We start from the raw sequence: 23,900 nt of genomic DNA, 5'->3' as shown, positions 1-23,900 counted from the left end.
CCACAGCGCCTACTGGCTTGGCCCTGGCCGATGCTGGCGCAACAGCTCGATCTGCTGGGCCGGAATCAACTCGCGCAAGGCCTTGTAGAGCGCCCGGGTTTCCAACAGGTTCCAGATGCGCAGCATGGTTTCCAGCGCATCGAGGGGTTTGCTGATGAAGTCCCGGGCACCGAGGGCCAGGGCACGCAGGCGGGTGTCCCGGGTGGCGTCGGCGGTCAGTACCAGGATCGGCAGGTAATCGTTGGCCGGAATGCGCCGGTTGAGTTGTTCCAGCACGGCGAAACCGTCGAACGCCGGCATGTGCAAGTCGAGGATGACCAGGTCCGGCTCGAAGCTGTTGAACAGATCCAGGGTGCGCAGAGGCTCGGTGCTGCTCAGCACATTGTGCAACCCTTCGCGGGCCAGCAGTTGTTCCATCAGGTCCAGGTTGGGGCGCTGGTCGTCGATGATCAGGATGCGCAGGTCTCGATTCATGCAGGCTCCGGTAAATAACGTTCAAGGTGGGCCAGGAAGGCCTGGATATGGATGGGTTTGGTCAGGATCGCCGTGGCACCGGCATCCTGGAGGGCGCGATGGGTCAGGTCGCTGGCATCGGCGGTGATCATCAGTACCGGGGTGGACGCGGTGGCCGGGGACTGGCGCAAGCGACGCAAGACTTCCAGGCCTTCCAGGTCCGGCAGCGTCACATCCAGCAGGATCAGTTGCGGCGCATGCTGGCGTGCCAGATCCAGGCCCATCTGGCCCTGCATGCTCGACAGCAGTTGGATGCCGGGGCGGCGCTGCATCAGGGTTTCTATCAACGCCAGGCTCGACAGGTTGTCCTCGATGCACAAGACCCTGCCATGGTATTCAACGGGCGGGCGAGTAACCGCCAGGGCCGCGATAGGCGGCAAATGCGTGGTGACGACCTGGGCGCCTGGCAACTGCAAGGTGAAACAACACCCTTCGTTCGGCACACTGCGCACCTGAAGATTGCCCTGCATCATCTCCAGCAGGCTTTTGCTCAGGGATAGGCCGAGCCCGGTGCCCTCGACCTGGGGATCGGCGCCCAGGCGCTCGAACGGCTTGAACAACTGGTCCAACTGCTCCGGGGCGATGCCGCGCCCGGTATCGCTGACGGCAATGTCCACCCGTTTGTCCAGGACGGCCACCTCAATGCGCACTTCACCCTCGGGCCGGTTGTATTTGATGGCGTTGGACAACAGGTTGAGCAGCACCTGGACCAACCGCTGACGGTCGGCCAGCACACCGCTGCCATCGGGCAGCGGCGGCAGCTCGGCCAGGTGAATGCCGGCGTCGGCAGCCATGGGTGAAACCAGCGTCAGGGCTTCGTGCAGAACCGTCGCCAGGGGAATTGGCTCGATGTTCAGCGGCAAGCGACCCGCCTCGATCCGGGCAATGTCCAGCACCTCGTTGATCAACGCCAGCAGGTGCTGGCCGGCGCGCAGGATGTGGCTGACCTGGGGACGCTGACCGGCCGTGGAGTCCATGTCCAGCAGTTGCGCGAAGCCGAGGATGGCATTCAAGGGCGTGCGCAGTTCGTGGCTCATGCGCGAGAGAAATTCGCTTTTGGCCCGGCTGGCGCTTTCCGCTTCTTCGCGGGCGGTGCTCAGGGCCATCTCGGCGGCACGCCGGTCGGTGATGTCACGGGTGATCTTGGAGAAGCCGCGCAGGGCGCCGGTGCTGTCGTACTGAGCGGTGATGACCACGCTGGCCCAGAAGCGGCTGCCGTCCTTGCGACAACGCCAGCCTTCTTCCATGTAATGGCCGTCGCGCATGGCTTCGCGCAAGGCCATCTCCGGATGCGCCGGGCATTCTTCGGCCAGGTAGAAAAGCGAAAAATGCTGGCCGATGATTTCCTGCTCGGTGTAGCCCTTGATCCGTTCGGCGCCGGCGTTCCAGGTGGTCACGTAACCCTTGGCGTCCAGCGCGAAGATCCCGTAGTCCCTCACGCCGTCGATGATCAGCCGCAGGCGCTCCTCGTTGTCGCGCAGCGCCCGCTCGCGCTCGGCCAGCAATTGTCCGGCCTCCACCAGGCGGGTGCCCAACTGGCCGATTTCATCCTGCTCCGGCGGTTGCGGCAGCAAGGGTTGGCCCAATGCCAGGCGCTGGGCGTTACGTTGTACCTGCTGCACCCGAGCCACGATGCCCTTGGACAGGAACAGCACCGCGACAATCGCGCCGAACAGGCCGCACACCGCCGCCAGTAAGGTGGCGAGCAACAATCGCATGCGAGTGGCCGACGCGGCGGCGCTGCGCTCGGCGAGCAGGGCATCCTCGCGGATGCGCATGGCGTTGATCTGTTCGCGCAGCACGTCCAGCACTTGCTTGTTCTTGATCAGGAGCGCGGTGATGGCCTCGGTGTCGCCACTCTTGCCGCTGCGCAGTTCCACCAGCCCGTTGAGTTTCTCATCGATCAGCGGGGTGATGGTCTGGAGGTGTTCGCGCATCCTGGCGTCGCGGACATTGTGGTCCAGGCGTTGCAGGGCAGCCTCGATCAGCAGCGTGGCCTGTTCATAGCCGGGCAGGAAGTCCTCGCGTCGGGTCAGCAGGTAGCCACGTACACTGGCCGCCGCTTCCGCCAGCAGGGTATGCACCGTCTGAATATCGCCCTGGACACGCAGTACCCGACGGACATCTTCTTCGGCCCGGGCAGTCTGGCGCTCGGTGATGTAGATCAGCACCAGCGACAGCAGCAGCACCACCAGCGGCAGGGAAATCACCACCAACGCCTTGCCCCGCAGCGGCAGGTCGGCCCAGCGGCGGGCCGCGAGGTATTTCATGGCCATTGCCCGGCGGGTTGTGCCACCAATCCCAGGGCGATGCCTCGCACGGCGGCCTGGGTCCGGTCGGCAGCCCCGAGCTTGCCGATGACCCGCTCCACATGGGCCTTGGCCGTACCGGGGGCGATGCCGAGCTTTTCCCCGATTTCACGGTTGCTGAAGCCGCCCGCCACCAGTCCCAGCACTTGGCGTTCCCGCGCAGTCAGGGCCTGGAGCTGTGCAGTGCCGCTGCTGCCACGTTCGGTCATGCGCCGCAACAGGCGCGCGCTGACTGAACTGTTCAGTGCTTCTTCGCCCCGGGCGACCCGTTTGAGTGCGTCCAGCACTTCATCACGGCTGGCATCCTTGAGCAGATAGCCGACGGCGCCGGCACCGATGGCCGCCTCCAGATGGTCGGGGCTGTCGTCCATGGTGAAGATCACTACTTTGATGCCTGGCTGGCGCTGCTGCAGGATGCGCGCCGCGCCGAGGCCGTTGAGCACCGGCATGCGGATGTCGAGAATGGCGATGTCCGGTTGCAGCTGTTCGCACAGGTCGAGGGCTTCCTGGCCGTCGCGGGCCTGGGCGATGACCTCGAACCCGGCATTGCCGGCCAGCAGGGCGATGAACCCGGCGCGGGTGACTTCGTGATCGTCGGCCAGCAGCAGCCGTAAAGGAGAGGTCATGGATGTGCTCCGTGGAGGGGTAGCGGCACGCTGGCCTGCAATCGGGTGCCGTCGCCGGGCCGGCTCAAACATGTCAGTTGGCCGCCCAGCAGGATGGCCCGCTCCTGCATGGCAGCCAGGCCCAGATGGCGAGTGCCGTTGGTTTCGATGGGTTGCTCCAGGGCAAAGCCACGGCCATTGTCTTCCACCCGCAGGGCCACCTGGCCGTCGCTGATCGAGAGTCCCAGGCTCACGTGGCCGGCCCGGGCGTGCTTGAGGATGTTGTTGATGCCTTCCTGGGCGATGCGGAACAGGGCGATTTCGGTATTGCCCGGCAGACGCGCGGCGCTGTGTTCGACCCAATCCACTGTCAGGCCGGCCTCGCGCAGGCGATCGGCTTCCTTGTCGACGGCTTTGTAGAGGCCGAAATCATCCAGCACATGGGGGCGCAGGCCGCCGATCAGTTGCCGGCCCTCACCGACACAACCCTGGGCCAACGCCAGGATGGTTTGCAGTTCGCTCGCCAGGTCGGGCGGCAACACCGGACAGCGTCCGGCGAACCCCTGCAAGCGCTGATGCAGGCCGGCCAGGTTCTGCGCGAGACCGTCATGCAGGTCATACGCCACGCGCTTGCGTTCGTCTTCCTGGGCCGTGAACAGCCGGTGGACCAGTTCGGACATGGTGCGCTCGCGGGCCTGGAGGGCTTCGAGTAGCCGATGGTTCTCCAGGTGCGCGGCCAGCAGGGTCGCCAGCAATTGCAGGGATTCGATGTCTTCGTTGTCGGGCGCGCTGATGATCACGCTGTTGCCCAGCAACAACACACCGAACACTGTCCCGTCGGCGGCTCGCAGCGGGACCCGCAGGACCTGGGGCAGGGGACTGTCGGGGTATTCGAGCCACTGCGGGCCGGATAGTGGCGAATGAGCGAGGCTGGCGAGCCAATCGAGTCGCTCGCCATTGCCATGGCTGGCGAGGGCGCTTGCCGGGTGATCGGGTGTCCACTCCAGCAGCAGGCCATGGTCCATGGCGATGAACGCGCAGGCCCTTTGCACAACACGCTGGCGCATTTGCGCCAAGGGCAATCGGGTCAGTTCGTGGCCAGTGCCCAACAACAGGCCCAGGCGCGCGGCGCGGCTTTGCGACTGACGATACTGGCTGCGAATGGCCAGGGCGCTGCCGGGATCATGGGGTGGGCTTTGCATGGGGGCTCCAGCGTGAAAGGGACCGGTCCGGTCGCGACATGGGTATTAGAGCGCGTCATCGGCGCCGGGCCTATCTGCCGATCGGCATAGTCGATTGGCACCGGTTGGCCGATGGCGGGGGCCGTTGCGAACGGCAAAGTGGGGCCATTGAAACCGACGCTATTAATACCGAAAGGAACGCTACGATGAAAATGAAAACCCTGGCCCTCGCCACTTTTTTTGTCCTGACCACGCCTTTTGTCCATGCCGCCGATGCCACGCCTTTTGTGTATCGCACCGTGGCCGAACAACCCAAGAACGTGAATGATCGGGAGATCGCTGCGCTGTTCGACCAATGGAACAAGACCCTGCAGAGCGGCAGTGCCAGCGCGATGACCAGGCTCTACGCGCCGGATGCGATTCTGCAACCGACCCTTTCCAACAAAGTGCGCACCACGCCGGCGCAGATCCAGGATTATTTCGAGCACTTCCTGGCGGGCAAGCCGGTCGGGCAGATCAACTACCGGGAAATCCGCCACCTGGGTCCCGATGCGGCGATGGACAGTGGGGTCTACACCTTCACCCTGACCAATGCCGATGGCAGCAAGAAGGATGTGCAGGCGCGCTACACCTACCTCTACGAGCGCCTGAACGGTCAGTGGAAGATCATCAACCACCACTCTTCGGCCATGCCGGAAGTGCCGCAAGTCCTGCACGCCAGCCACTGATATCCCACGCCACCCGAGCGCCCTTGATCCCAAGGGCGCTTTTTTTGTGTGTCAGAAAGACCCCTGTGGGAGCGGGCTTGCTCGCGAAAGCGGTAGACCTGCTTGCATCGATGTTGACTGACCCATCGCTATCGCGAGCAGGCTCGCTCCCACCATGTCCCGGTTGAATCCAATCCCAGCGTCTGGCCGCCGCCCCACAGTATTGCGCGGCGTCTGCGAAAGTCCTGAATGCCCACAATTCCCCTGTGGGAGCGAGCCTGCTCGCGCTAGCGATGGGTCAGCTTGCATTGGTGTTGACTGGCAGACCGCCATCGCGAGCAGGCTCGCTCCCACAAGAGATGGTTGGCCTAGAGCCCTCGGTTTCGCCTTTATTTACACATCTCGCCGCACAAAGGACTTGGATTAGCTCGCGAACATTAATTAGAATCAGTCTCATTTAAGACATTCCATGCGCAGGGCTTCTTGACATGTTTGATGCAGCTACGCCGGCGGAGCACTCCCTTCACGCGTTGTACCGTGACCATGGCGGTTGGCTGGAAGGCTGGTTGAGGCGGCGCATGGGCAATGCCTGGGATGCGGCGGATCTGCGCCAGGATACTTTCCTGCGGGTATTGTCCAGTGCCCAACCCCTGGCGGACCTGCATGAACCACGGGCCTATCTGCTCACAGTGGGCAAGCGGCTGCTGAGCAATTTCTATACCCGTCGCAACCTGGAACAGGCTTACCTCGATGCCCTGGCAAGCCTGCCCGAAGAGTGCGTTCCGTCCCCGGAGCAACGCTGGCTGCTGCTGGAAACCCTGCATGCCCTGGACGAATTGCTCGATGGCCTGCCGCCCCAGGTGCGGCGGGCTTTTTTGTGGAGTCAGCTCGAAGGCCTGGGTTACCGGGAAATCGCCGAGCGCATGCAGGTGTCCGAACGCACCGTCAAGCGCTACATGGCCCAAGCCTATGAGCATTGCCTGCTGGTGGACTTTTGATACGTCCGGCCCCGTCGTCCGAGGCTCGGGAGGTCGCCCGGGCGGCTGCCCGCTGGCTGACCCTGATGGAGTTCGGCGGCAACGAGTTCGACTCCGCCGGCCTGCAACGCTGGCGCGACAGCAGCGCTCACCACGAAGCGGCCTGGCAGAAGGCCCAGCGGCTGCGTCAGCGCTTCGCCGGGGTGCCGCCTTCGCTGGGCATGGCGACCCTGGATCGTCCAGCCTTGCCCCGGCGTGCCGTACTCAAGCGCGCATTGGGCGTCGTCGCGCTGGTTCCGACGGCCTGGATGCTGGGCCGGGCGTTGCCACTGGACGCCTGGCGCGCCGATCTGCACACCGCCACCGGCGAACAGCGGAGCTGGTCGCTGGTCGATGGCAGCCTCTTGCAACTGAACACCGACAGCGCCGTGAACCTGGATCTCAAGGCCCGGCGCCTGAGGCTGGTGCAAGGCGAAATGGCCCTTAAGGTCAGTGGCGTCACGCCCTTGGCTGTCCAGGCGCCCTATGGGCTGATTACCGTCAACCGGGGTGAAATCTGCGTGCGCCTGGGTGAGCAAGGTTGCCGGGTGTCGGTGGTCAGCGGTTCGGCACAGCTGCAACCGTTGCACGGACCTGTGCTGCGGCTGGAGGCGGGCCAGCAGGCCAGCCTCCACGCAGCAGGCGCAGGGCCAGTGGTCGGGCTCGACGTCACGCAACCGGGTTGGCGCGACGGGGTGCTCGTGGCGCAGAACCAGCCGCTGGGGGACTTTCTCCGTGAGCTGGGCCGCTATCGTCCGGGTGTGCTGCGCTGGGACGACGCCCTGGAGTCGCTTCGGGTAACCGGCAGTTTCCGTCTGGAAAACACCGATAAAGTCCTCGCTTTACTTTCGGCCAGCTTGCCCCTGGATATCCAGATGCGCACCCGTTATTGGGTCACTCTGACGCTTCGAAAAAATATCGCCTGAAGCCTGTCCCCTTTTTTTGTCTCGCTTGTCATTCAAGGCAAGTGCACAAAAACGAGAGCTCCTTCCAATGTCCGCAGTAGTCCCTTTGCATGTTCGCCCGGCCCTTGCCGGCTGGCGTCCGCTGTTGAACCTGAGTCTCATGCTGAGCCTGAGCGCCAGCCCGTTCTTCATCTCATCCAGCCATGCCGAAGAAGCGGCCCGGCGCAGCTACCAGGTGCCGGCCGGCAGCCTCAGCGCGGCACTGACCCGCTTCGCCGGGTTGGCGGGTGTCAACCTGTCGGTGGATCCGGCGCTGGTGAGTGGTCGCAACAGCGCCGGACTCTCGGGCGAATATGGGGTGGAGGAGGGGTTTGCCCGGTTGTTGCAAGGCTCCGGCCTGCAACTGCAATCGGTGGGTGAACAGGCCTACATCCTGGCCCCGGCGCAGGAAGGGGGGAGTCTGCAACTGGCGCCCACCTCGATCCTCGGCGCCGCCAGTTCGGAGGAGGGCGAGGCGTACGCCGGTGGCCAGGTCGCGCGTCGTGGTTCCCAAGGCTTGCTGGGCTCGCGCGACTTCATGGAAACGCCGTTCAGCATGACCACCTACACCAGCGAGACCGTCAAGAACCAACAGGCCCGAACCCTGGGCGACCTGGTCAACAGCGACCCCTCGGTGCGTGCGACCAACCCGGCGGGTGGGCGGTATGAGCAGTTCACTATCCGCGGTTTCAGTCTGTTCAACAGTGATGTGGCCTACAACGGCCTCTACGGCATCCTGCCGACCTATACGATCGACATGGAAATGGCTGAACGCGTCGACATCCTCAAGGGACCGAGCCAGCTCATCAACGGCATCTCGCCGCGAGGCAGCGTAGGCGGCGGGATCAACGTGGTGCCCAAGCACGCCACTGACAAGCCCATCACCTCGTTCACCGGCAGCTACGCGTCCAACAACCAGCTCGGCGGTGCCGTGGATGTCGGCCGACGTTTTGGCGAAGACAACAAGTTCGGCATTCGCTTCAACGGTGTGAAGCAGTCCGGCGACACCGAATGGGATCACCAGAGCGTGGACCGCGAGATGGCGGTGGTTGGCCTGGACTTTCGCGGCGAACGGCTGCGTCTCTCCACGGACATCGGCCATACCGAGCGCGATACCGATGCGCCGCAGGAACGTGTGCAGGTCGGCGCCAACGCACAGGTCCCCCATGCCAGCGATGTGCGCAGCAACTATGCCCAGCCCTGGAGCAAGGCACGCACCAACGACACCTTCGGCATGGTGAACGCCGAGTACGATGTCAGTGACTCAACGATGCTATACGGCGGTGTCGGTGCGCGTGAGAGTCATCATGATTTTCTTCGGCATAATGTTTCGATCACCAATGATGCTGGCGATTTCACTGTTTCCCCCCGTGATTTCTCTCGGGATGAAAGTGTCCGTACGGCCAATGTCGGGGTGCGCAACTGGTTCCACACCGGGCCGGTAAGTCATGAAGTCAACCTGGCCGCCAGCTATTTCTACATGGACTTCACCAACGGCGGTGCCCGCTATGCCAACGGCAGCAGCAACCTGTATGACCCGGTGGAAACCACGACGCCAAGTACTCCTACGCGCAAGGATGACAAGGTCTACACCGAGAATCACTTCAGCGGCGTGGCGCTATCCGATACCCTGGGTTTCTTCGATGACCGCTTGCTGCTGACCCTTGGTGCCCGCTGGCAGCGGGTGGAAGTGGATGACTGGACCGCAGGGATCAAAGGTGCAACTGCCTATGATGAGGAAAAAGTCTCGCCATCGGGCGGCATCCTGTTCAAGGCCACCGATAAACTGTCGCTGTATGCCAACTACATGGAAGGCCTGAGCCAGGGCAAGATCGCGCCGTCAACCTCGATCAACGAGGATGAGATTTTCCCGCCATTCATCAGTCGCCAGGTCGAGGTAGGGGCCAAGTACGACGCCGGTCCGTTCGCCTTGACTGCCGCTCTGTTCCGGATCAAGCAGCCGGCCTACGCGACCGACGCCACGACACGTGTCTTCGGTCCGAATGGCAAGCGTGAAAACACCGGCGTGGAACTGAGCGTCTTCGGTGAACCCCTCAAAGGCACCCGCTTGCTAGGTGGCGTGATGTACATCGACAGCGAGCTGACCAACACCACCGGCGGCACTTACGACGGCAACCGCGCGCCGGCCACGCCGAAGTACAACATCAATCTGGGCGCTGAGTGGGACGTGCCGACTGTGCAGGGCCTGACCCTGACTAGCCGCGGCATCTATTCCAGTTCGCAGTATCTGGACCAGTCCAACACCAAGGAAATCGATTCCTGGGTACGCTTCGACGTCGGTGCACGTTACGGCTTCAAGGTCGATGAAAAGAACATCACCCTGCGTGCCAACGTCGAGAACGTGGCGGATAAACGCTACTGGAGTTCAGCCGGGGCTTCGGATGACAGCGAGCCCGGTCTGACATTGTCGACCCCGCGCACCTACCTTCTGTCGGCTACCGTGGATTTCTAAACGGTGTACAGCTCCAGGGACGGAGCTATTTACCTATTGTTATATATCGTTCTGATTTTGGTTGATATTAATCTGCAATTATTTGAGGCCTGTAATTCGATATAAAAGCTGATTAACACTGCTTTCGGTGCTGATATTAAAGTGCCTTGTTCCTATGTTTATTCCTGAATACTCCAATTCATTTCGGTGAATTTCCCCTGCGCGTCATTTAATAAAAATGGATCGCGGAAAATTCCCAATTTATTTGAAATTAAATATTGCACTCATCAGCGAATGAGAATAATTTGCATATCGGGACTTAATCAGGATTGATTCTCATGTTGAATGAAAGCGCTGTACGCATCGATTCTTTGCAGAAGGACAATGCACATTATCTGCGCCGCCAAGGCCAGTTCGAATCCAATGTTCGCAGTTACCCGCGCAAGTTGCCCCTGGCCATCGCCAAGGCCCATGGCGTCTGGGTGACGGACGTGGAAGGCAAGACCTACCTCGACTGTCTGGCGGGGGCCGGGACGTTGGCATTGGGGCATAACCATCCTGACGTCATGGCCAGCATCGATTACTTCATCTCCTCGGGCATGCCCATGCACACCCTGGACCTCACCACACCGCAGAAGGACGCCTTCAGTGAAAAGCTGTTGAGCCTGCTGCCAGGGCAGGGACGCGACTATTGCCTGCAATTCTGCGGGCCGTCCGGGGCGGACGCGGTAGAGGCGGCGCTCAAGCTGGCCAAGACGTTCACCGGGCGCAGCAGCATCATCAGCTTCAGCGGCGGCTATCACGGCATGACCCACGGTGCGTTGTCGGTGACGGGTAACACCGGGCCGAAAGACGCTGTGGCGTCCTTGATGCCGGGCGTGCAATTCATGCCGTACCCCCATGAGTATCGCTGCCCACTGGGCATCGGCGGTGAAGCCGGGATCGAAGCGCTCGGCTATTACTTCACCCAGTTCATCGAGGATGTGGAAAGTGGTGTGTCGCTGCCAGCGGCGGTGATCCTCGAGGCGGTGCAGGGTGAGGGCGGCGTCAACTGCGCCCCGCCCCAATGGTTGCGCCGTATCCGCGAGGTCACCCAGCGGCACGGTATCCTGCTGATTATCGATGAAGTCCAGGCGGGCTTTGGTCGCACCGGCAAGATGTTCGCCTTCGAGCACGCCGGGATCGAGCCGGACATCATTGTCATGTCCAAGGCGGTAGGAGGGGGATTGCCGCTGGCGGTGCTGGGCCTCAAGCGTGAGTTCGATGCGTGGCAGCCGGGCGCTCACACGGGGACGTTCCGGGGCAACCAGATGGCCATGGCCACGGGGTTGGCGACGCTCAACGCCTTGCAGCAACAGGACCTGCCAGCCCAGGCCGCACGTCGTGGCGCCTGGCTCAAGACTCGACTGGTGGAGCTGCAGCAACGTTATCCGGCCCTCGGCCAGGTGCGAGGGCGTGGGCTGATGCTGGGCATCGAGATCGTCGATGAGCGCCAGGCCCCCGACCGCCTGAACAGCTACCCGGGCGACCCCATCCTCGCCGTCGCCATTCAGAAACACTGCTTCGACCACGGACTGTTGCTGGAGCGAGGGGGGCGCCAGGGCAACGTGATCCGGTTGTTGCCGCCGTTAATCATCGACGATGAGCAATGTGCCCTGGCAATGGAACGATTTGAACAAGCGTTGCAGGCTGCACTTTCGCAAGAGCGCCATTAAACAACCACTCGATATATACGTGGCTATATCAGTCATATCAGTCACTGGTTAAACAGCATTAAACAAATTTCCCAGAGTTGGGAAGGCGGGCACCTATTGTCTTGTCGCTGAACACAAAGCGAACTTGCCCAGACATGAAGTCATCCGTAACCCGCAGGTTACGAGGAGCAACTATGCAATATCCCGATCGTACTGCTTTATCCCACCGCGTCAGCGAATTGGCGAGCACTCGCGCCTTGCTCAATTGTTTGATCAAAGAGTTCGCGCTGCCGGAAAACTGCCTGGATTATCACTGGCCCCAGGATATGCGCGGCATTGCACCTGGAAGTTATCTGGAAGGGCTGCAATCGAAGGGGATTCCCCTGACCATCAGCCTGCCCAACGGCCAACAGTTCTTCGTGCTGGTGGATCGTCGCGATCGTCTTGGCAGCCATCGCTACCTGTCTGATGTGTATGCGCGTCAGGGCGATACGTCGTGGAGCAACCTGGCGTTCCCCGAGTTCGTCGCGCAACTGCTCGGTGCCTGTGAGCACATGACCCGTGCCAGCAACGACGAGTTGCTCGAACAGGTGCTGCAAAGCCAGTCCCTGACCGCCGCCATCGTCGCCCACAACATCGACGGTAATGGTCCGGCGCCACTGAGCAACTACCTGGCCAGCGAGCAGGGGTTGTGGTTTGGTCATCCGAATCATCCGGCGCCCAAGGCGCGGCTCTGGCCAGCCCACCTGGCCCAGGAAACCTACGCTCCCGAGTTCCAGGCCCGGACAGCGTTGCACCTGTTCGAGGTCCCGCGCGAAGGACTGCGGATCTCCGCCAACGGGCTGACCGAAGAGCAAGTGCTGGCCGGATTCGCCGATCAGAGCCGTGCCCGGCCGGACCGGGCGATCATCTGCCTGCACCCGGTCCAGGCACAGCTGTTCGTACAGGACCGGCGGGTGCAACAGCAACTGGAACTGGGCGAGCTGCGGGACCTGGGCACCACTGGCGCGCTGGCCAGCCCGACGGCCTCCATGCGCACCTGGTACATCGAAGGGCATGACTATTTCATCAAGGGCTCGTTGAACGTGCGCATCACCAACTGTGTGCGCAAGAACGCCTGGTATGAGCTGGAAAGCACACTGATTATCGACCAGTTGTTCCAGCGCTTGCAGCAGATCCAGCCGCAAACCCTGGGAGGCCTGTCCACCGTGGCCGAGCCGGGTTCGTTGAGCTGGGCGCCCAAGCATGCGAGCGAAGCCGACAGCCACTGGTTCCGCGAGCAGACCGGCGCGATCCTGCGCGAGAACTTCTGCCGTCGCGGCGGCGCAGACGTGAGCATCATGGCCGGTACGCTGTTTGCTCGGGATATTCATTCCCAGCCGCTGGTCCATGAATTCCTGCAAGGTTTCAACGGCCGGACATTGGATGACGGGCAATTGCTCGACTGGTTCGACCGCTACCAGGCGCTGCTGCTGCGTCCCGTGCTGGCGTTGTTTTTCAACCATGGCGTCGTGATGGAACCCCATCTGCAGAACAGCGTGCTGATTCACGACGACGGCCAGCCACAGCAACTGCTGCTGCGGGACTTCGAAGGTGTCAAGCTGACCGAGGAACTGGGCATGTCCGGCATTGACGTCGGCCTGCATCCCCGGGTGCGCCAGTCGCTGGTCTACAGCCGTGAGCAGGGCTGGAGTCGCATCAGTTATTGCCTGCTGATCAATAATCTGTCGGAAGCGGTGCTGGCCCTGAGCTGGGAGCGTCCGCACCTGGCCCCGTTGATGTGGGAACGGGTGGCGCGTCAACTGCGCAGCATTCGTCAGGAACTGGTACGGCCGGCGCCGGAACTGGACGCGTTGATCGCCGGCGAATCGATTTCCTGCAAAACCAATCTGAAGGTGCGCCTGGCCGCCAAGGCCGATCGTCAGGCCGGTTACGTCAGCCTGCGTTCGCCCTGGGGCGAGGAGGTGCGTTATGCGTGATCTGCCTGAAACAGTGATGGCCGCCATTGATGCGGCCCGACGCACCAGCGAAGACCCACTGGCGCTGTTTGTCTATGACCTTGAGGCGCTGACCCGTCATGTCAGCGACGTCATGGCCGCGCTGCCCGCCGGTGTGGAGCTGTATTACGCGATCAAGGCCAACAGCGAAGCGCCGATGCTCGCGGCCCTGGCCCCCCTGGTCAGTGGATTCGAAATTTCCTCGGGCGGCGAGATCGAGCGGGTCGTGGCATGCCCGACGCGTAAGCCCTACGTGTTCTCCGGGCCGGGCAAACTCGATTCGGATCTGCGTGCCGCCCTGGAGAACCGGGTCGAGGCCATCCATTTGGAAAGCCTCAATGAGATCGACCGCCTGCAACGTCTTGCGCAACAGGCCGGTCGCGTCCAACCGGTGTTCATCCGCATCAACCCGCAGTTGCCGTCGACCCTGTCGAGCAAACTGGCGATGGCCGGCACCGCGACGCCCTTTGGCATCGACGAAGCGGAACTGCCGGAAGCCGTGCGAAGGGTGCAAGCGTTCAGTCACCTGAGCCTCAAAGGCTTCCATGTGCATGCGATGTCCCATCAGAACTCGGTGGAACGTCACGAGCAGTTGCTGGATTTCTACCTGCAGCGCTGGACCGAATGGAAGGCGTTGGCGACCGGGGATGAGCAGCCGACCCACCTGAACGTCGGCGGCGGCATTGGTGTCGACTACCTGAGCGGGCAGCGCTTCGATTGGCAGCGTCTGTGCCGGCACCTGGGCAAGTCCCTGGCGCAGCATGAGCAGCCACCGGTGGTGCGCTTCGAGCCCGGCCGCTTCATCAGCGCATTCTGTGGTTACTACGTGATCGAAGTGCTGGACACCAAGACCAGCCATGGCGAGCACTTCCTGGTCTGTCGGGGGGGGACCCACCAGTTCCGTCTGCCGGCGGCCCAGAGTCACGATCATCCGGTCATTCACCTGCCACGTCGGCGCAAGCCGCAGCCGGACACCGCGCAGGCCTGGACCGTGGTCGGCCAGCTGTGCACGCCCAAGGATGTACTGAGTCGCGGCCGCCAGTTGCAAGGGGCCGAGGTGGGGGACCTGTTGGTACTGCCCATGGCCGGTGCCTATGGCTACAACATCTCCCACGCGGACTTCCTGTGTCATCCGCGTCCGCTGCAACAGTTTGTCGGCGCCACTGCGACTGGAGCGCGGTTGTGACGGTGCCGCGTCACTGGGTGGTGATCAACGTCATGCTGGGCACCCTCACGGTCAGCCTCAACAACAGCTCGCTCAACCCGGCGTTACCGGCGTTCATGGCGGCGTTCGCCATCGGACCACTGATGGCGACCTGGATCGTCGCGGGTTTCATGACCGCCATGGGCATGACCATGCCGCTGACCAGCTTCCTGAGCCATCGCCTCGGCCGCAAGCGCTTGTACTTGTGGGGCGTGGCGCTGTTCATCGGCGGTTCGCTGATGGGCGCGGTGGCTGACTCGATAGTGCTGGTGATTGCGGCGCGGGTGGTCCAGGGGATCGCCAGCGGGCTGATGATCCCGTTGTCCCTGGCAATCATTTTCTCGGTGTATGCCAAGGACGAGCGGGGGCGGGTCACGGGGCTGTGGAGTGCCGTGGTGATGCTCGCCCCGGCGGTGGGGCCATTGTGCGGCAGCCTGCTGCTGGAGTGGTTCAGCTGGCGCTCGCTGTTCCTGATGAACGTGCCCATCGGGCTGGTGGCGCTGATCCTGGGATTGGGCGTGTTGCCGGCTTCCGAACCGCCGGAGCGCAAGCCGTTCGATTTCGCCGGGTATCTGCTGATCGCCTCGGGCATTGGCTTGCTGATGGTCGCCACCAGTCGCCTGCACCACGCCGACGGCCTGCTGGATCCGCTCAACCTGGCAATGCTGACGGCCGGCGCGTTGTGCCTGATCGCCTTCGTGCGCGTCGAGCTGAGCCGTTCGGAGCCGCTGCTCAACCTGCGGATCTTCAACCTGCGCGGCTACCGCCTGAGCGTGATCATCGCCGTGGTGCAATCGGTGGGCATGTTCGAGTGCCTGGTGCTGGTGCCGCTCCTGGTGCAGATGGTGCTGGGCTACAGCGCGATCTGGACCGGGTTGGCCCTGCTGTGCACCGCCGGATTCGCCAGCCTGTTCGGCCAGATGGGCGGCAAGCTGCTCGACCGGCATGGGCCACGGGCCGTGGTGTCGGTGGGCATGTTGCTGACCGGCGCCTCGACCCTGGCCCTGGGCATGCTCGGCCCGCAGGCCACCCTCGCCACGGTGTTCGTCTTGATGATGGCGCGTGGTGCCGGGCTGGGGCTTTCCTACATGCCGGTGACCACCGCCGGGCTCAACGCCTTGCCGGAGCCGATGGTCACCCAGGGCGCGGCGATGAACAACATCTCCCGGCGCCTCGTGTCGTCGCTGGCCATCGTGATCGCCTCGCTCTGGCTGGAAATGCGCCTGGGCGCCGAAGCGGGTTCTGCGCTGCGAACCTCGGGTGCTGTCAGCGAAGTGTTTATCGCCACCGGCGTGCTGATCCTGTTGGCCTTGCCCTGCGCCTGGCGCTTCCCCATGCCGGAACGGACGGCCCCGGCGCCATCCGCGGCCCTCGAACAACGTTAATCGATAAGGAATTCCCATGACGATTTTTGAACAAGCCCCGCAGTCCACCGCCCCAGGCGCCTGGCTGGCGGGCACCGATGCCGATGTCCGGATAAAAGTCCAACAGCGGGTGGTCGGTCAACTGCTGCAAACCCTGCTGTACGAAGACGTGCTGGCGTATCAGTGCCAGGCGCTTGCGAACGGCCGGTATCGTTTCATCGTGCAGGGCACCGATGCCGCGCAACAACCGGTGCAATACCACTGCAACGGCCTGCGTAGCAGCAGTTTCGAGCTGATCCGCCTGGATCACGCCAGCCTTGAGCGCGTCGATGCCGCAGGCCAATCCCAGGCGCCGGACCTGCACCAGGCCCTGGCGGAACTGCTCGGCGAATTCGAAGGCAGCGCCCACCTGCCACGTTTTATCCAGGAACTGGAACAGACCCAGCTCAAGGATCTGCAATCCCGCAGCCAAGGCTACCGTGTACCGCGCGCGCCCCATCGGCTGGATGTGGATGCGCTGGAACAGCACTTCATGGACGCCCACAGCTACCACCCGTGCTACAAATCGCGGATCGGTTTCTCCCTGCACGACAACACCCGCTACGGACCGGAGTTCGCCAGCCCCATCGCGATTGTCTGGCTGGCCGTGGCCAAGTCCTGCGGGGCGATGAACCATTCCGGCAAGATGGATTTCGACGCGTTCATCCGCCAGGAAGCAGGGGAGACGCGCCTGCAACAGCTGGCCACGATCCTCGAAGGCCGCGGTCAGTCGCCGGACGCTTACTGGGTGCTTCCCGTCCATCCATGGCAGTGGGAAAACACCATTGTCCCGACGTTTTACCCCGAGCTGCTCAGCGGCGAATTGATCTACCTGGGCACCTCGCAGGAGCAGTACAAGGCCCAGCAATCGATCCGCACCCTGGCCAACGCAAGCGCGCCCGAGCGCCCCTATGTGAAGCTGGCGATGAGCATGACCAACACCTCCAGCACGCGGATTCTGGCGCGGCATACGGTGATGAACGGCCCGATCATCACCGACTGGCTGCAGCAGCTGATCGCCACCGACAGCACCGCCCGTGCCCTGGATTTCGTCATCCTCGGTGAGGTGGCCGGCGTCAGCTTCAATTACGACCACCTGCCGGCCACCCGCGCGCCTCAAGCCTATGGCACCCTCGGCGCGATCTGGCGTGAAAGCATCCATGCCTATCTCAAACCCGATGAGCAAGCGGTGCCGTTCAACGGGCTGAGCCACGTGGAAAACCGCTACGGCCAGGGCGAGCAACTGCCGTTCATCGATGCCTGGATTGCCCAGTACGGTTTGCAGGCCTGGACCCAGCGGCTGCTGGAAGTCACGGTGCCGCCGATCATTCACATGCTCTACGCCGAGGGCATCGGCATGGAGTCCCATGGCCAGAACATCGTGCTGATCACCCGGGACGGTTGGCCGCAACGCATCGCTCTCAAGGACTTCCATGACGGGGTGCGTTACTCCCCGGCGCACCTGGCGCGGCCGCAGCTGTGCCCGACCCTGGTGCCATTGCCCGCCAGCCATGCAAAGCTGAACCGCAACTCGTTCATCCTCACCGATGACGTGAATGCGGTGCGGGATTTCTCCTGCGACTGTTTCTTCTTCATTTGCCTGGCGGAGATGGCGATTTTCCTGCGCCAGCACTATCAGCTGGATGAAACCCGCTTCTGGCAGATGACCGCCGACGTCATCACGGCTTACCAGGCTGCCCACCCGCAACACCGCGAGCGCTTCGGACTGTTCGACGTGTTCGCACCGTCCTATGAAGTGGAAGAGCTGACCAAGCGTCGCCTGCTGGGGGACGGGGAGCGGCGTTTCAAGTCGGTGCCCAATCCACTGCACGCCTTCAGGCCGCAGACATGCTGAGAACCAATCAACTGAAGCTCAAGCTCGGTGCGGGACAGGCCGCCTATGGCCTGATCAGTTCGATTCCGTCGGCCATGGCAATCGAGTTGATCGCCGAGGCGGGCTACGACTTCGTGATCATCGACATGGAGCATGTGCTGATCAACCCGGAAACTGTGGAGCACATGATCCGCATGGCCGAAGCCTACGCCATCACACCCTTGGTGCGGGTGGCGGACCTGAATCCGAAAACCCTGCTACGTCTGCTCGATGGCGGCGCCCAGGGCGTCGTGTTGCCGATGATTGAAAGCCCGGCACAACTGGCCGATGCGATTGCCGCATGCAAGTACCAGCCGTTGGGGCGGCGCAGCCTGAATGCCGGGCGCCCCGGTTCGTTTGGCAAACACAGCCTGGCCGAGTACGTGGGACTGGCCAACGCGCAAATCATGGTGGTGGCGATGATTGAAAGCGCCGAAGGCGTACGGCGTGCGGCGGACATCGCGGCGGTGCCCGGCCTGGACATGATCCTCGAAGGCGCGGCGGACCTGTCCCAGTCTCTTGGCACGCCCTGGCAGATCAACACGCCGGCGGTACAACAGGCGCTGCTGGACACCTGGCAGGCGGCCCGCGATGCCGGCATTCCCTATTGCGCCATTCCCCGCCAACCCGACGACCACGCCCGCTGGCGTACCCGAGGGGTGAACACCTTTGTACTGGGCGACGAGCGCGGCATTGCGTTTCGCGCCCTCCAGGGCCGCTTGGCCACACTTTCTTCAGAAGGACATGAATCAAGATGACTCGCCTGACCTCACAAGCCCTGGCCCAAGCCGCCGATATCGTCATGCAGGATCTGGTGGATTGCTTGCTGGCCGAACATTTCTTCGGCAGCGAGCCCTTGCCCCTGGTACGCATCGGCGACTGGCAGCAGGCCCACCCGACAGCGCCGACGCTCGCCGGGCTGACCCCGCAGCAGCGTATCTGGGATTGGTGCTACGACCCGACCGAACAGCGCTTCATCAGCGTTGCCCTGCGTGCGGGCATCACCCAGCAGTGGGAAAAAGTGCCGGGCACAGCGGTGCTGGCCCGGCAGGAGGAACAATGGACCGTCCTCTCCCCGGAAGACTTCATGAAGCGCGTGTTCAGCGCGATGGCCGAGCGCTTCAAGGACAACGATAAAGGGCTGGCGCTGTTTCTCGATGTGCTGCGCACCAGCGTCAAACAGACGGCGTTGTCCCTGTCCCATACGGTGGATGACCGTGAGTTGATGGCCCAGGATCCGGCGACGTTTTTCCGCACCATGGAACAATGGGCCTCGCTGCGCGATCGTCCCTATCACCCATTGGCCAAAGCCAAGCAAGGGCTCGACGACGAGGAATACCTGCGCTACCAGGCCGAATTCGCCCGCCCGGTGGCCTTGAACTGGGTGGCGGTGGACCGCACGCTTCTGCAATGCGGTGGAGGCGTGGGGGACCTGGCGCAGTGTTATCCGGCACGTTATCTGTTGCCTGAGCCTATGCAGGCCCGACTCGCCGGAGAAATGCAGGCAAGGGGCCTGGCCGACAGCCACATTGCGCTGCCGGTCCACCCATGGCAGTGGGAACATGTGCTCGACAAACAGTTGGGTGAGGTATTCGCCAAGGGTGACTGCCAGCGCTTGAGCTTCAACGAGGGCGATTTCTTCGCCACCTCGTCGCTGCGCTCCATGACTTCGTGCTTCGACAGCGCCGACTACCTCAAGCTGCCGATGGCCATTCACTCCTTGGGCGCGTCGCGCTATCTGCCGGCGGTGAAGATGATCAATGGCGGCCTGAGCGAAGCCTTGCTCCACGAGGTATTGGACAAAGACGCGACCCTGCGTCAGTCCTTGCACCTGTGCGATGAGGGCAAGTGGTGGGCGTTCATGCCACCCGAGGCCACGTTGTTCGACGAGGCGCCGAGGCACCTGTCGGCCATGGTCCGGGGTTACCCGAGCGCGTTGCTCAGCGATGCCGACACCCGCCTGCTGCCCATGGCCGCCCTGGGCACGCCGCTGCCGGGCAGCAACCGCCACTTCTTCGACGACTGGATGCGGTATCGCAACCTGCCGGCGGACGCCGAGTCGGTCATGACCCTGTTCCGCGAACTGGCCCGCAGCTTCTTCGACATCAACTTGCGCATGTTTCGCCTCGGCATGCTGGGGGAAGTCCACGGCCAGAACGCGGTGCTGGTGTGGAAGGACGGCCATGCCGAAGGCCTGCTGCTGCGCGACCACGATTCGCTGCGGATCTTCGTGCCGTGGCTGGAGCGCAACGGCATGGCGGACCCGGTGTACCGCATCAAGAAAGGCCACGCCAATACGCTGTACCACGAGCGTCCTGAAGACCTGTTGTTCTGGCTGCAGACCCTGGGCATCCAGGTCAACATGCGGGCGATCATGGACACCCTGGCGCAGGTCTACTCAATGCCGGTGAATGGTTTGTGGCAGGCCTTGCGGGACGTGTTGGACGAGTTGATCGAGACCATCGACTTCGACGCCGAGGCCCGGGCGATGCTCAAGGCGCAGTTGTTCGACTCGCCAAACTGGCCGCAGAAGCTGTTGCTCACGCCCATGATCGAGCGGGCCGGTGGGCCGGGCAGCATGCCGTTCGGCAAGGGCGAGGTGGTCAACCCGTTCCGCCGGCTATCGCTGGAGGCCTGAGGGCATGGCGGTCACTCGTGGGCTCGGGATCGAACCGGCATTCACCGATGCGGCCCGCCGGTTTACGGCTGGCGAGTGGGCGGTGCTCAGCGGCCCTTTGCGGTTGAAACCGGCAGGGGAACGCGATTCGTCGCGTTCCCTGGCGGCCCATGAACTGTTGAATGGCGGTGTGTGCCTGCGGCTGTTGGACGAGCTGACGCCGGTCCTTGGCTCACCGTCCCGGGCAATCACCGCCTCGCTGTTGAGCAAGCGAATGTCGTTCCTCATCACCAACACCTGCCTGTATGCGCTGTCGGCATGCGACAAGGGGCTGCTGATGTCCTTGGACAACAGCGTCATCGAATACGGTCACGACGAGGGACGCTGGACCTCGTCGATGCCATTGCTGGACCTGGAGCCCTGGACCTATGCCGCCGGCGAGCGGGAGGCCTGGCGTGAAGCGGTGGTCGGCAGCCTGTTCGCCGGGTTGCTCAAGCCATTGTGGGATCGGTTCGCCCAGGTCAGCGGCATCTCCCGACGCATCCTCTGGGAAAACACGGCGGTGCGGGTCTATTCGCTGTATGAAAAACGCATGGACAGCCTGCAGGATCCGTCCGCGCGCCGGCGCATCGACGCCGACTTCGACTGGCTGCTGAACCAGGCCGATCCTGGGTTGTTCGGCCTGGATTACAACCCGTTGCAGCATTTTCGTCGCGCCCCCATGCCCCTTGCCGATGGAGGCTGTCGGCGATTGCGGCGCACGTGCTGTTTCTATTACCAAGCGAGCAACCCGGTCGAATACTGTTCGGCCTGCCCGTTGCTGCGCAAGAGAACAAGACATGAATGATTCAATCGCGCCAGCGCAGGTCACTGACTCGCTGTTGGCACAGTACCGGGGTATCGCTTCGTCCACCCTGGGGCACTTCACCGACAGCGGTTACCTGCGGGGTATTCGCCCGCTGTTCGATAACTTGCGCATGCTCGGCAGGGTGGTCACGGTCAGGCTCTTCACACCCGACGGCAGTGTCTTGCGCGAAGCCTTGCTGTTGAGCGAGCCGGGGGATGTGCTGGTGGTGGAATGCGTGGGTGACCCCGATTGCGCTTGCTGGGGAGAATTGCGCACCCTGGCCGGCCTGATCAAAGGCCTGGCCGGCGTCGTGGTGTGCGGCGCGGTGACCGATGTGGCCGCCCTGCGAGCCCATCGCCTGCCGGTGTTCAGTCGCAGTGTCAGCGCTTTCACGACCCGTAGCCTTGGGCTCGGCGGCGAAGTCAATCAGCCGATCCGGGTGTCGGGTGTCACTGTGCATCCGGGGGACATTGCCATCGGCGATGATGACGGCGTGTTCATCCTCGGGGTGCGACAGGCCACCGATCTGCTGCCCAAGCTACTGGCGAAAGAGCAGGCGGATCGGCAGAAAAGAACCGAGTTCCTGCACCGGATCCGGCGCTGAGGCTGAGCCTCAGGCGTCGCGGAACAAGTCGTGGGCGTCCAGCAGGCGCCAGGCGATTTCCGGGCGCTTTTCCAGCCCGCGGCGAATGGCGGCCGGGATCGATTGGCGAATCTTGCGGCAGAGACCGGGTTGTTCCTGGAACTCGATGGCGATACCGCGCATGGTCCGGACTTCGTTGTAGCCCGGCTCGATGGTCAGGCGGATGCCCAGGTTTTCGTAAAGCCGCTGTTGCAACCGTTCGAGCTCGGCCAGGTCCTGGATGTTTTCCAGCCGCTCGAGCAAGCGCTTTTCTTCCTGGCGATTCAGGCAAAGGATGCGCAGATCGCTGCCCGCCGTTTCCAGCAAGGCATCGCGCCCGCAATCGCAGACGCCAGGCGGGCAGGGGGGGCGGATCGGAATCGACGCGGTCATGGGCTCCACAAGTCTGCGCTACGACAAAGCCGCCCTTTGGTCATCGGCGGCCCAGGCAATGTGATGCCTGGCGATACTGGGGTCAACCCTGCCATATGCCCGCCGGTCTGTCACCTGGCCTGGCCCGCTCGTCTGTTTATCCGCCGATTCGATCAAATTTTTCCAGAGCCAGCCCCCTCAAGAAAGACAAGTACGTTTCGGTCCGCTCCCACAGCGACGACTGTGGCAGGCATAAGGAGAACCTGATCGATGCAAGTGAACCTGTCGACATTACCAATGCTGGAAGCGCTGCTGATGGCCCGCGGGCCGGGCGGGCAAGAAGACGAAGTCCGGCAAATTTGCCTGCGGGAACTGGAGCCCCATTGCGACAAGACCTGGGTCGACCCGGCCGGAAACGTCATCGGATTGATCGAGGGTACCGCCAGCGGTAGCGGCCGCCAAACGCCGGTCAGGGTCATGGCGCATCTGGACGAAATCGCCATGCTGGTCAAACGCGTCGAACCCGATGGAACACTGCGGGTGGTGGCCTTGGGAGGTGCCAACCCGATCAACTTCGGCGTGTGCCCGGTGGACATCCTGGGCGATCGGGATTTCATCCCGGGTGTGTTGTCGTTCGGCTCCATGCACAGCACGGCCGAAACCCATCAGGGGGCGGATGTCCTGTCCGGGAATGTGCACTGGGAAGATGTCCACGTGATCACCCGTTGCTCCCGGGAACAATTGCACCGCCACGGTGTGCGCCCCGGCACGCGGGTGGTGCTGAGCCAGCACTGGCGCCGGCCGTTTCGGGTGGGCGATGCCATTGCCGCGCATTTTCTCGACGACCGTGCGCCGATGGTCGCGACCCTGCAGGCCGCCGCGCTGTTGGCCGAACGCCGGTCAGAGCTGGTCGGTGAGGTGTATTTCGTGTTCACCACCCAGGAAGAAGAGTCCAACGCCGGAGCGCTATACGCCGCCGCCCACTTACCGGGCGAGGTGACCGTAGCAGTTGAGGTCGGGCCGGTGGTTCAGGAGTACGGAACCCGACTGAGCGTCGACCCGATCATCAACACGGGGGACGAAAAAGGCTGCTACAGCCGTTGGATTGTCGACCAGCTGTACCGTGCCGGCGAACGCTGCGGCCTGGCGCCGCAATTTGCATTGCTTGTGGACTTTGCCAGTGATGCCAGCGCCGTCATGGGCAGCGGCGTGTCGGCCATGGGAGGTTGTATCGCGATACCCACGGAAAACACCCATGGGTATGAGCTGATCCTGGAAGGCAGCATTGAAGCCTGCGCGGGGACGTTGCTGGAGTTCCTGCTCAATCGATGAGGCCCTGCGGCCAGTGACCCCTATTGTTGGAGCAGGCTTGCTCGCGAAAGCGATAGATCAGTGATGATCCTGTCGACTGACACACCGCCTTCGCGAGCAAGCCCGCTCCCACATGGGACCAAGGTGCCTGCAAGTTTCGAGTCTCACCGAGCTTCCCTGTGGGAGCGAGCCTGCTCGCGATGACGGCGGCACCTTCAACACTGGAGCAAACA

The 23,900-nt window shown here is 63.0% G+C and carries 19 protein-coding genes; 14 read left to right on the top strand and 5 right to left on the bottom strand.

Annotation, left to right across the window (positions count from 1 at the left end):
* Positions 1–9 precede the first annotated feature (9 nt).
* The 4 genes from ACODTO_RS21765 to ACODTO_RS21750 are packed head-to-tail and all read right to left on the bottom strand — an operon-like array spanning position 10 to position 4,629.
* On the bottom strand, positions 10–474 hold the full coding sequence (locus ACODTO_RS21765) for a response regulator (protein ID WP_024777679.1): 465 nt from the start codon (positions 472–474) through the stop codon (positions 10–12).
* On the bottom strand, positions 471–2,783 hold the full coding sequence (locus ACODTO_RS21760) for an ATP-binding protein (protein WP_175384984.1): 2,313 nt from the start codon (positions 2,781–2,783) through the stop codon (positions 471–473). The genes ACODTO_RS21765 and ACODTO_RS21760 overlap by 4 nt, the downstream gene beginning before the upstream one ends.
* Positions 2,780–3,448 (bottom strand): response regulator, encoded by a 669-nt coding sequence (locus ACODTO_RS21755; protein ID WP_139643159.1) that lies wholly within the window; start codon positions 3,446–3,448, stop codon positions 2,780–2,782. The genes ACODTO_RS21760 and ACODTO_RS21755 overlap by 4 nt, the downstream gene beginning before the upstream one ends.
* Entirely contained in the window at positions 3,445–4,629 is a 1,185-nt protein-coding gene (locus ACODTO_RS21750) for a sensor histidine kinase (protein ID WP_139643156.1), read from the bottom strand. The genes ACODTO_RS21755 and ACODTO_RS21750 overlap by 4 nt, the downstream gene beginning before the upstream one ends.
* 185 nt (positions 4,630–4,814) lie before the next feature.
* On the opposite strand from ACODTO_RS21750, the gene ACODTO_RS21745 reads away from it, so the two are divergent.
* The 13 genes from ACODTO_RS21745 to ACODTO_RS21685 all read left to right on the top strand — a co-directional run bounded on the left by ACODTO_RS21745 (position 4,815) and on the right by ACODTO_RS21685 (position 21,966).
* A complete protein-coding gene (locus ACODTO_RS21745) occupies positions 4,815–5,336 on the top strand; it encodes an SgcJ/EcaC family oxidoreductase (RefSeq protein WP_139643153.1) in 522 nt (173 codons plus the stop codon).
* A 467-nt stretch (positions 5,337–5,803) separates the two neighbouring features.
* Positions 5,804–6,313, top strand: a complete 510-nt coding sequence (locus ACODTO_RS21740; RefSeq protein WP_139643147.1) for a sigma-70 family RNA polymerase sigma factor — start codon at positions 5,804–5,806, stop codon at positions 6,311–6,313.
* Positions 6,313–7,257, top strand: coding sequence for a FecR domain-containing protein (locus ACODTO_RS21735; protein ID WP_489107037.1), 945 nt, complete (start codon positions 6,313–6,315; stop codon positions 7,255–7,257). Before ACODTO_RS21740 ends, ACODTO_RS21735 begins: the two co-directional genes overlap by 1 nt.
* Before the next feature lie 67 nt (positions 7,258–7,324).
* Positions 7,325–9,748 carry a TonB-dependent receptor gene (locus ACODTO_RS21730; RefSeq protein ID WP_139643142.1) on the top strand — a complete coding sequence of 808 codons (2,424 nt, stop codon included), beginning with the start codon at positions 7,325–7,327 and terminating at the stop codon, positions 9,746–9,748.
* 317 nt (positions 9,749–10,065) lie between these two features.
* Complete coding sequence (locus ACODTO_RS21725; RefSeq protein WP_175362724.1) at positions 10,066–11,442, top strand: diaminobutyrate--2-oxoglutarate transaminase; 1,377 nt, start codon at positions 10,066–10,068, stop codon at positions 11,440–11,442.
* 173 nt (positions 11,443–11,615) lie between these two features.
* Positions 11,616–13,400 carry an IucA/IucC family protein gene (locus tag ACODTO_RS21720; RefSeq protein ID WP_175384987.1) on the top strand — a complete coding sequence of 595 codons (1,785 nt, stop codon included), beginning with the start codon at positions 11,616–11,618 and terminating at the stop codon, positions 13,398–13,400.
* The gene (locus tag ACODTO_RS21715; RefSeq protein ID WP_175384988.1) at positions 13,393–14,604 is read left to right on the top strand and encodes a type III PLP-dependent enzyme; all 1,212 of its coding nucleotides are present in this window, start codon (positions 13,393–13,395) and stop codon (positions 14,602–14,604) included. Before ACODTO_RS21720 ends, ACODTO_RS21715 begins: the two co-directional genes overlap by 8 nt.
* A gap of 32 nt (positions 14,605–14,636) precedes the next feature.
* Positions 14,637–16,007: a DHA2 family efflux MFS transporter permease subunit gene (locus ACODTO_RS21710; protein ID WP_175385066.1), complete on the top strand. Its 1,371-nt coding sequence runs from the start codon at positions 14,637–14,639 to the stop codon at positions 16,005–16,007.
* 16 nt (positions 16,008–16,023) lie between these two features.
* Positions 16,024–17,880: an IucA/IucC family protein gene (locus tag ACODTO_RS21705; protein WP_175384989.1), complete on the top strand. Its 1,857-nt coding sequence runs from the start codon at positions 16,024–16,026 to the stop codon at positions 17,878–17,880.
* Entirely contained in the window at positions 17,874–18,656 is a 783-nt protein-coding gene (locus ACODTO_RS21700) for an HpcH/HpaI aldolase family protein (protein ID WP_175384990.1), read from the top strand. Before ACODTO_RS21705 ends, ACODTO_RS21700 begins: the two co-directional genes overlap by 7 nt.
* Positions 18,653–20,536 carry an IucA/IucC family protein gene (locus ACODTO_RS21695; RefSeq protein WP_175384991.1) on the top strand — a complete coding sequence of 628 codons (1,884 nt, stop codon included), beginning with the start codon at positions 18,653–18,655 and terminating at the stop codon, positions 20,534–20,536. Before ACODTO_RS21700 ends, ACODTO_RS21695 begins: the two co-directional genes overlap by 4 nt.
* A 4-nt stretch (positions 20,537–20,540) precedes the next feature.
* Positions 20,541–21,362 (top strand): IucA/IucC family C-terminal-domain containing protein, encoded by an 822-nt coding sequence (locus tag ACODTO_RS21690; RefSeq protein ID WP_489107030.1) that lies wholly within the window; start codon positions 20,541–20,543, stop codon positions 21,360–21,362.
* Positions 21,355–21,966, top strand: coding sequence for an RraA family protein (locus ACODTO_RS21685; RefSeq protein WP_464709005.1), 612 nt, complete (start codon positions 21,355–21,357; stop codon positions 21,964–21,966). The genes ACODTO_RS21690 and ACODTO_RS21685 overlap by 8 nt, the downstream gene beginning before the upstream one ends.
* Before the next feature lie 9 nt (positions 21,967–21,975).
* Here the strand turns inward: ACODTO_RS21685 and ACODTO_RS21680 are convergent, their stop codons facing one another.
* The gene (locus tag ACODTO_RS21680) at positions 21,976–22,377 is read right to left on the bottom strand and encodes a hypothetical protein (RefSeq protein ID WP_024777662.1); all 402 of its coding nucleotides are present in this window, start codon (positions 22,375–22,377) and stop codon (positions 21,976–21,978) included.
* Positions 22,378–22,626: 249 nt separating this feature from the next.
* Here ACODTO_RS21680 and ACODTO_RS21675 point away from each other — a divergent pair, with 249 nt between their 5' ends.
* Positions 22,627–23,688, top strand: coding sequence for a zinc-binding metallopeptidase family protein (locus ACODTO_RS21675; RefSeq protein ID WP_489107029.1), 1,062 nt, complete (start codon positions 22,627–22,629; stop codon positions 23,686–23,688).
* Positions 23,689–23,900: the final 212 nt, after the last annotated feature.

This window comes from Pseudomonas sp. FG13 (assembly GCF_057809755.1).
Note: the sequence above shows the minus strand (reverse complement) of the source record. Positions and strands in the feature narration are given on the sequence as shown.

What these genes read in the sequence shown, in the direction of transcription:
- ACODTO_RS21765 (WP_024777679.1), bottom strand. Translation starts at nt 474, where the DNA reads ATGAATCGAGACCTGCGCATCCTGATCATCGACGACCAGCGCCCCAAC.
- ACODTO_RS21760 (WP_175384984.1), bottom strand. Translation starts at nt 2,783, where the DNA reads ATGAAATACCTCGCGGCCCGCCGCTGGGCCGACCTGCCGCTGCGGGGC.
- ACODTO_RS21755 (WP_139643159.1), bottom strand. Translation starts at nt 3,448, where the DNA reads ATGACCTCTCCTTTACGGCTGCTGCTGGCCGACGATCACGAAGTCACC.
- ACODTO_RS21750 (WP_139643156.1), bottom strand. Translation starts at nt 4,629, where the DNA reads ATGCAAAGCCCACCCCATGATCCCGGCAGCGCCCTGGCCATTCGCAGC.
- ACODTO_RS21745 (WP_139643153.1), top strand. Translation starts at nt 4,815, where the DNA reads ATGAAAATGAAAACCCTGGCCCTCGCCACTTTTTTTGTCCTGACCACG.
- ACODTO_RS21740 (WP_139643147.1), top strand. Translation starts at nt 5,804, where the DNA reads ATGTTTGATGCAGCTACGCCGGCGGAGCACTCCCTTCACGCGTTGTAC.
- ACODTO_RS21730 (WP_139643142.1), top strand. Translation starts at nt 7,325, where the DNA reads ATGTCCGCAGTAGTCCCTTTGCATGTTCGCCCGGCCCTTGCCGGCTGG.
- ACODTO_RS21725 (WP_175362724.1), top strand. Translation starts at nt 10,066, where the DNA reads ATGTTGAATGAAAGCGCTGTACGCATCGATTCTTTGCAGAAGGACAAT.
- ACODTO_RS21720 (WP_175384987.1), top strand. Translation starts at nt 11,616, where the DNA reads ATGCAATATCCCGATCGTACTGCTTTATCCCACCGCGTCAGCGAATTG.
- ACODTO_RS21715 (WP_175384988.1), top strand. Translation starts at nt 13,393, where the DNA reads ATGCGTGATCTGCCTGAAACAGTGATGGCCGCCATTGATGCGGCCCGA.
- ACODTO_RS21710 (WP_175385066.1), top strand. Translation starts at nt 14,637, where the DNA reads ATGCTGGGCACCCTCACGGTCAGCCTCAACAACAGCTCGCTCAACCCG.
- ACODTO_RS21705 (WP_175384989.1), top strand. Translation starts at nt 16,024, where the DNA reads ATGACGATTTTTGAACAAGCCCCGCAGTCCACCGCCCCAGGCGCCTGG.
- ACODTO_RS21700 (WP_175384990.1), top strand. Translation starts at nt 17,874, where the DNA reads ATGCTGAGAACCAATCAACTGAAGCTCAAGCTCGGTGCGGGACAGGCC.
- ACODTO_RS21695 (WP_175384991.1), top strand. Translation starts at nt 18,653, where the DNA reads ATGACTCGCCTGACCTCACAAGCCCTGGCCCAAGCCGCCGATATCGTC.
- ACODTO_RS21690 (WP_489107030.1), top strand. Translation starts at nt 20,541, where the DNA reads ATGGCGGTCACTCGTGGGCTCGGGATCGAACCGGCATTCACCGATGCG.
- ACODTO_RS21685 (WP_464709005.1), top strand. Translation starts at nt 21,355, where the DNA reads ATGAATGATTCAATCGCGCCAGCGCAGGTCACTGACTCGCTGTTGGCA.
- ACODTO_RS21680 (WP_024777662.1), bottom strand. Translation starts at nt 22,377, where the DNA reads ATGACCGCGTCGATTCCGATCCGCCCCCCCTGCCCGCCTGGCGTCTGC.
- ACODTO_RS21675 (WP_489107029.1), top strand. Translation starts at nt 22,627, where the DNA reads ATGCAAGTGAACCTGTCGACATTACCAATGCTGGAAGCGCTGCTGATG.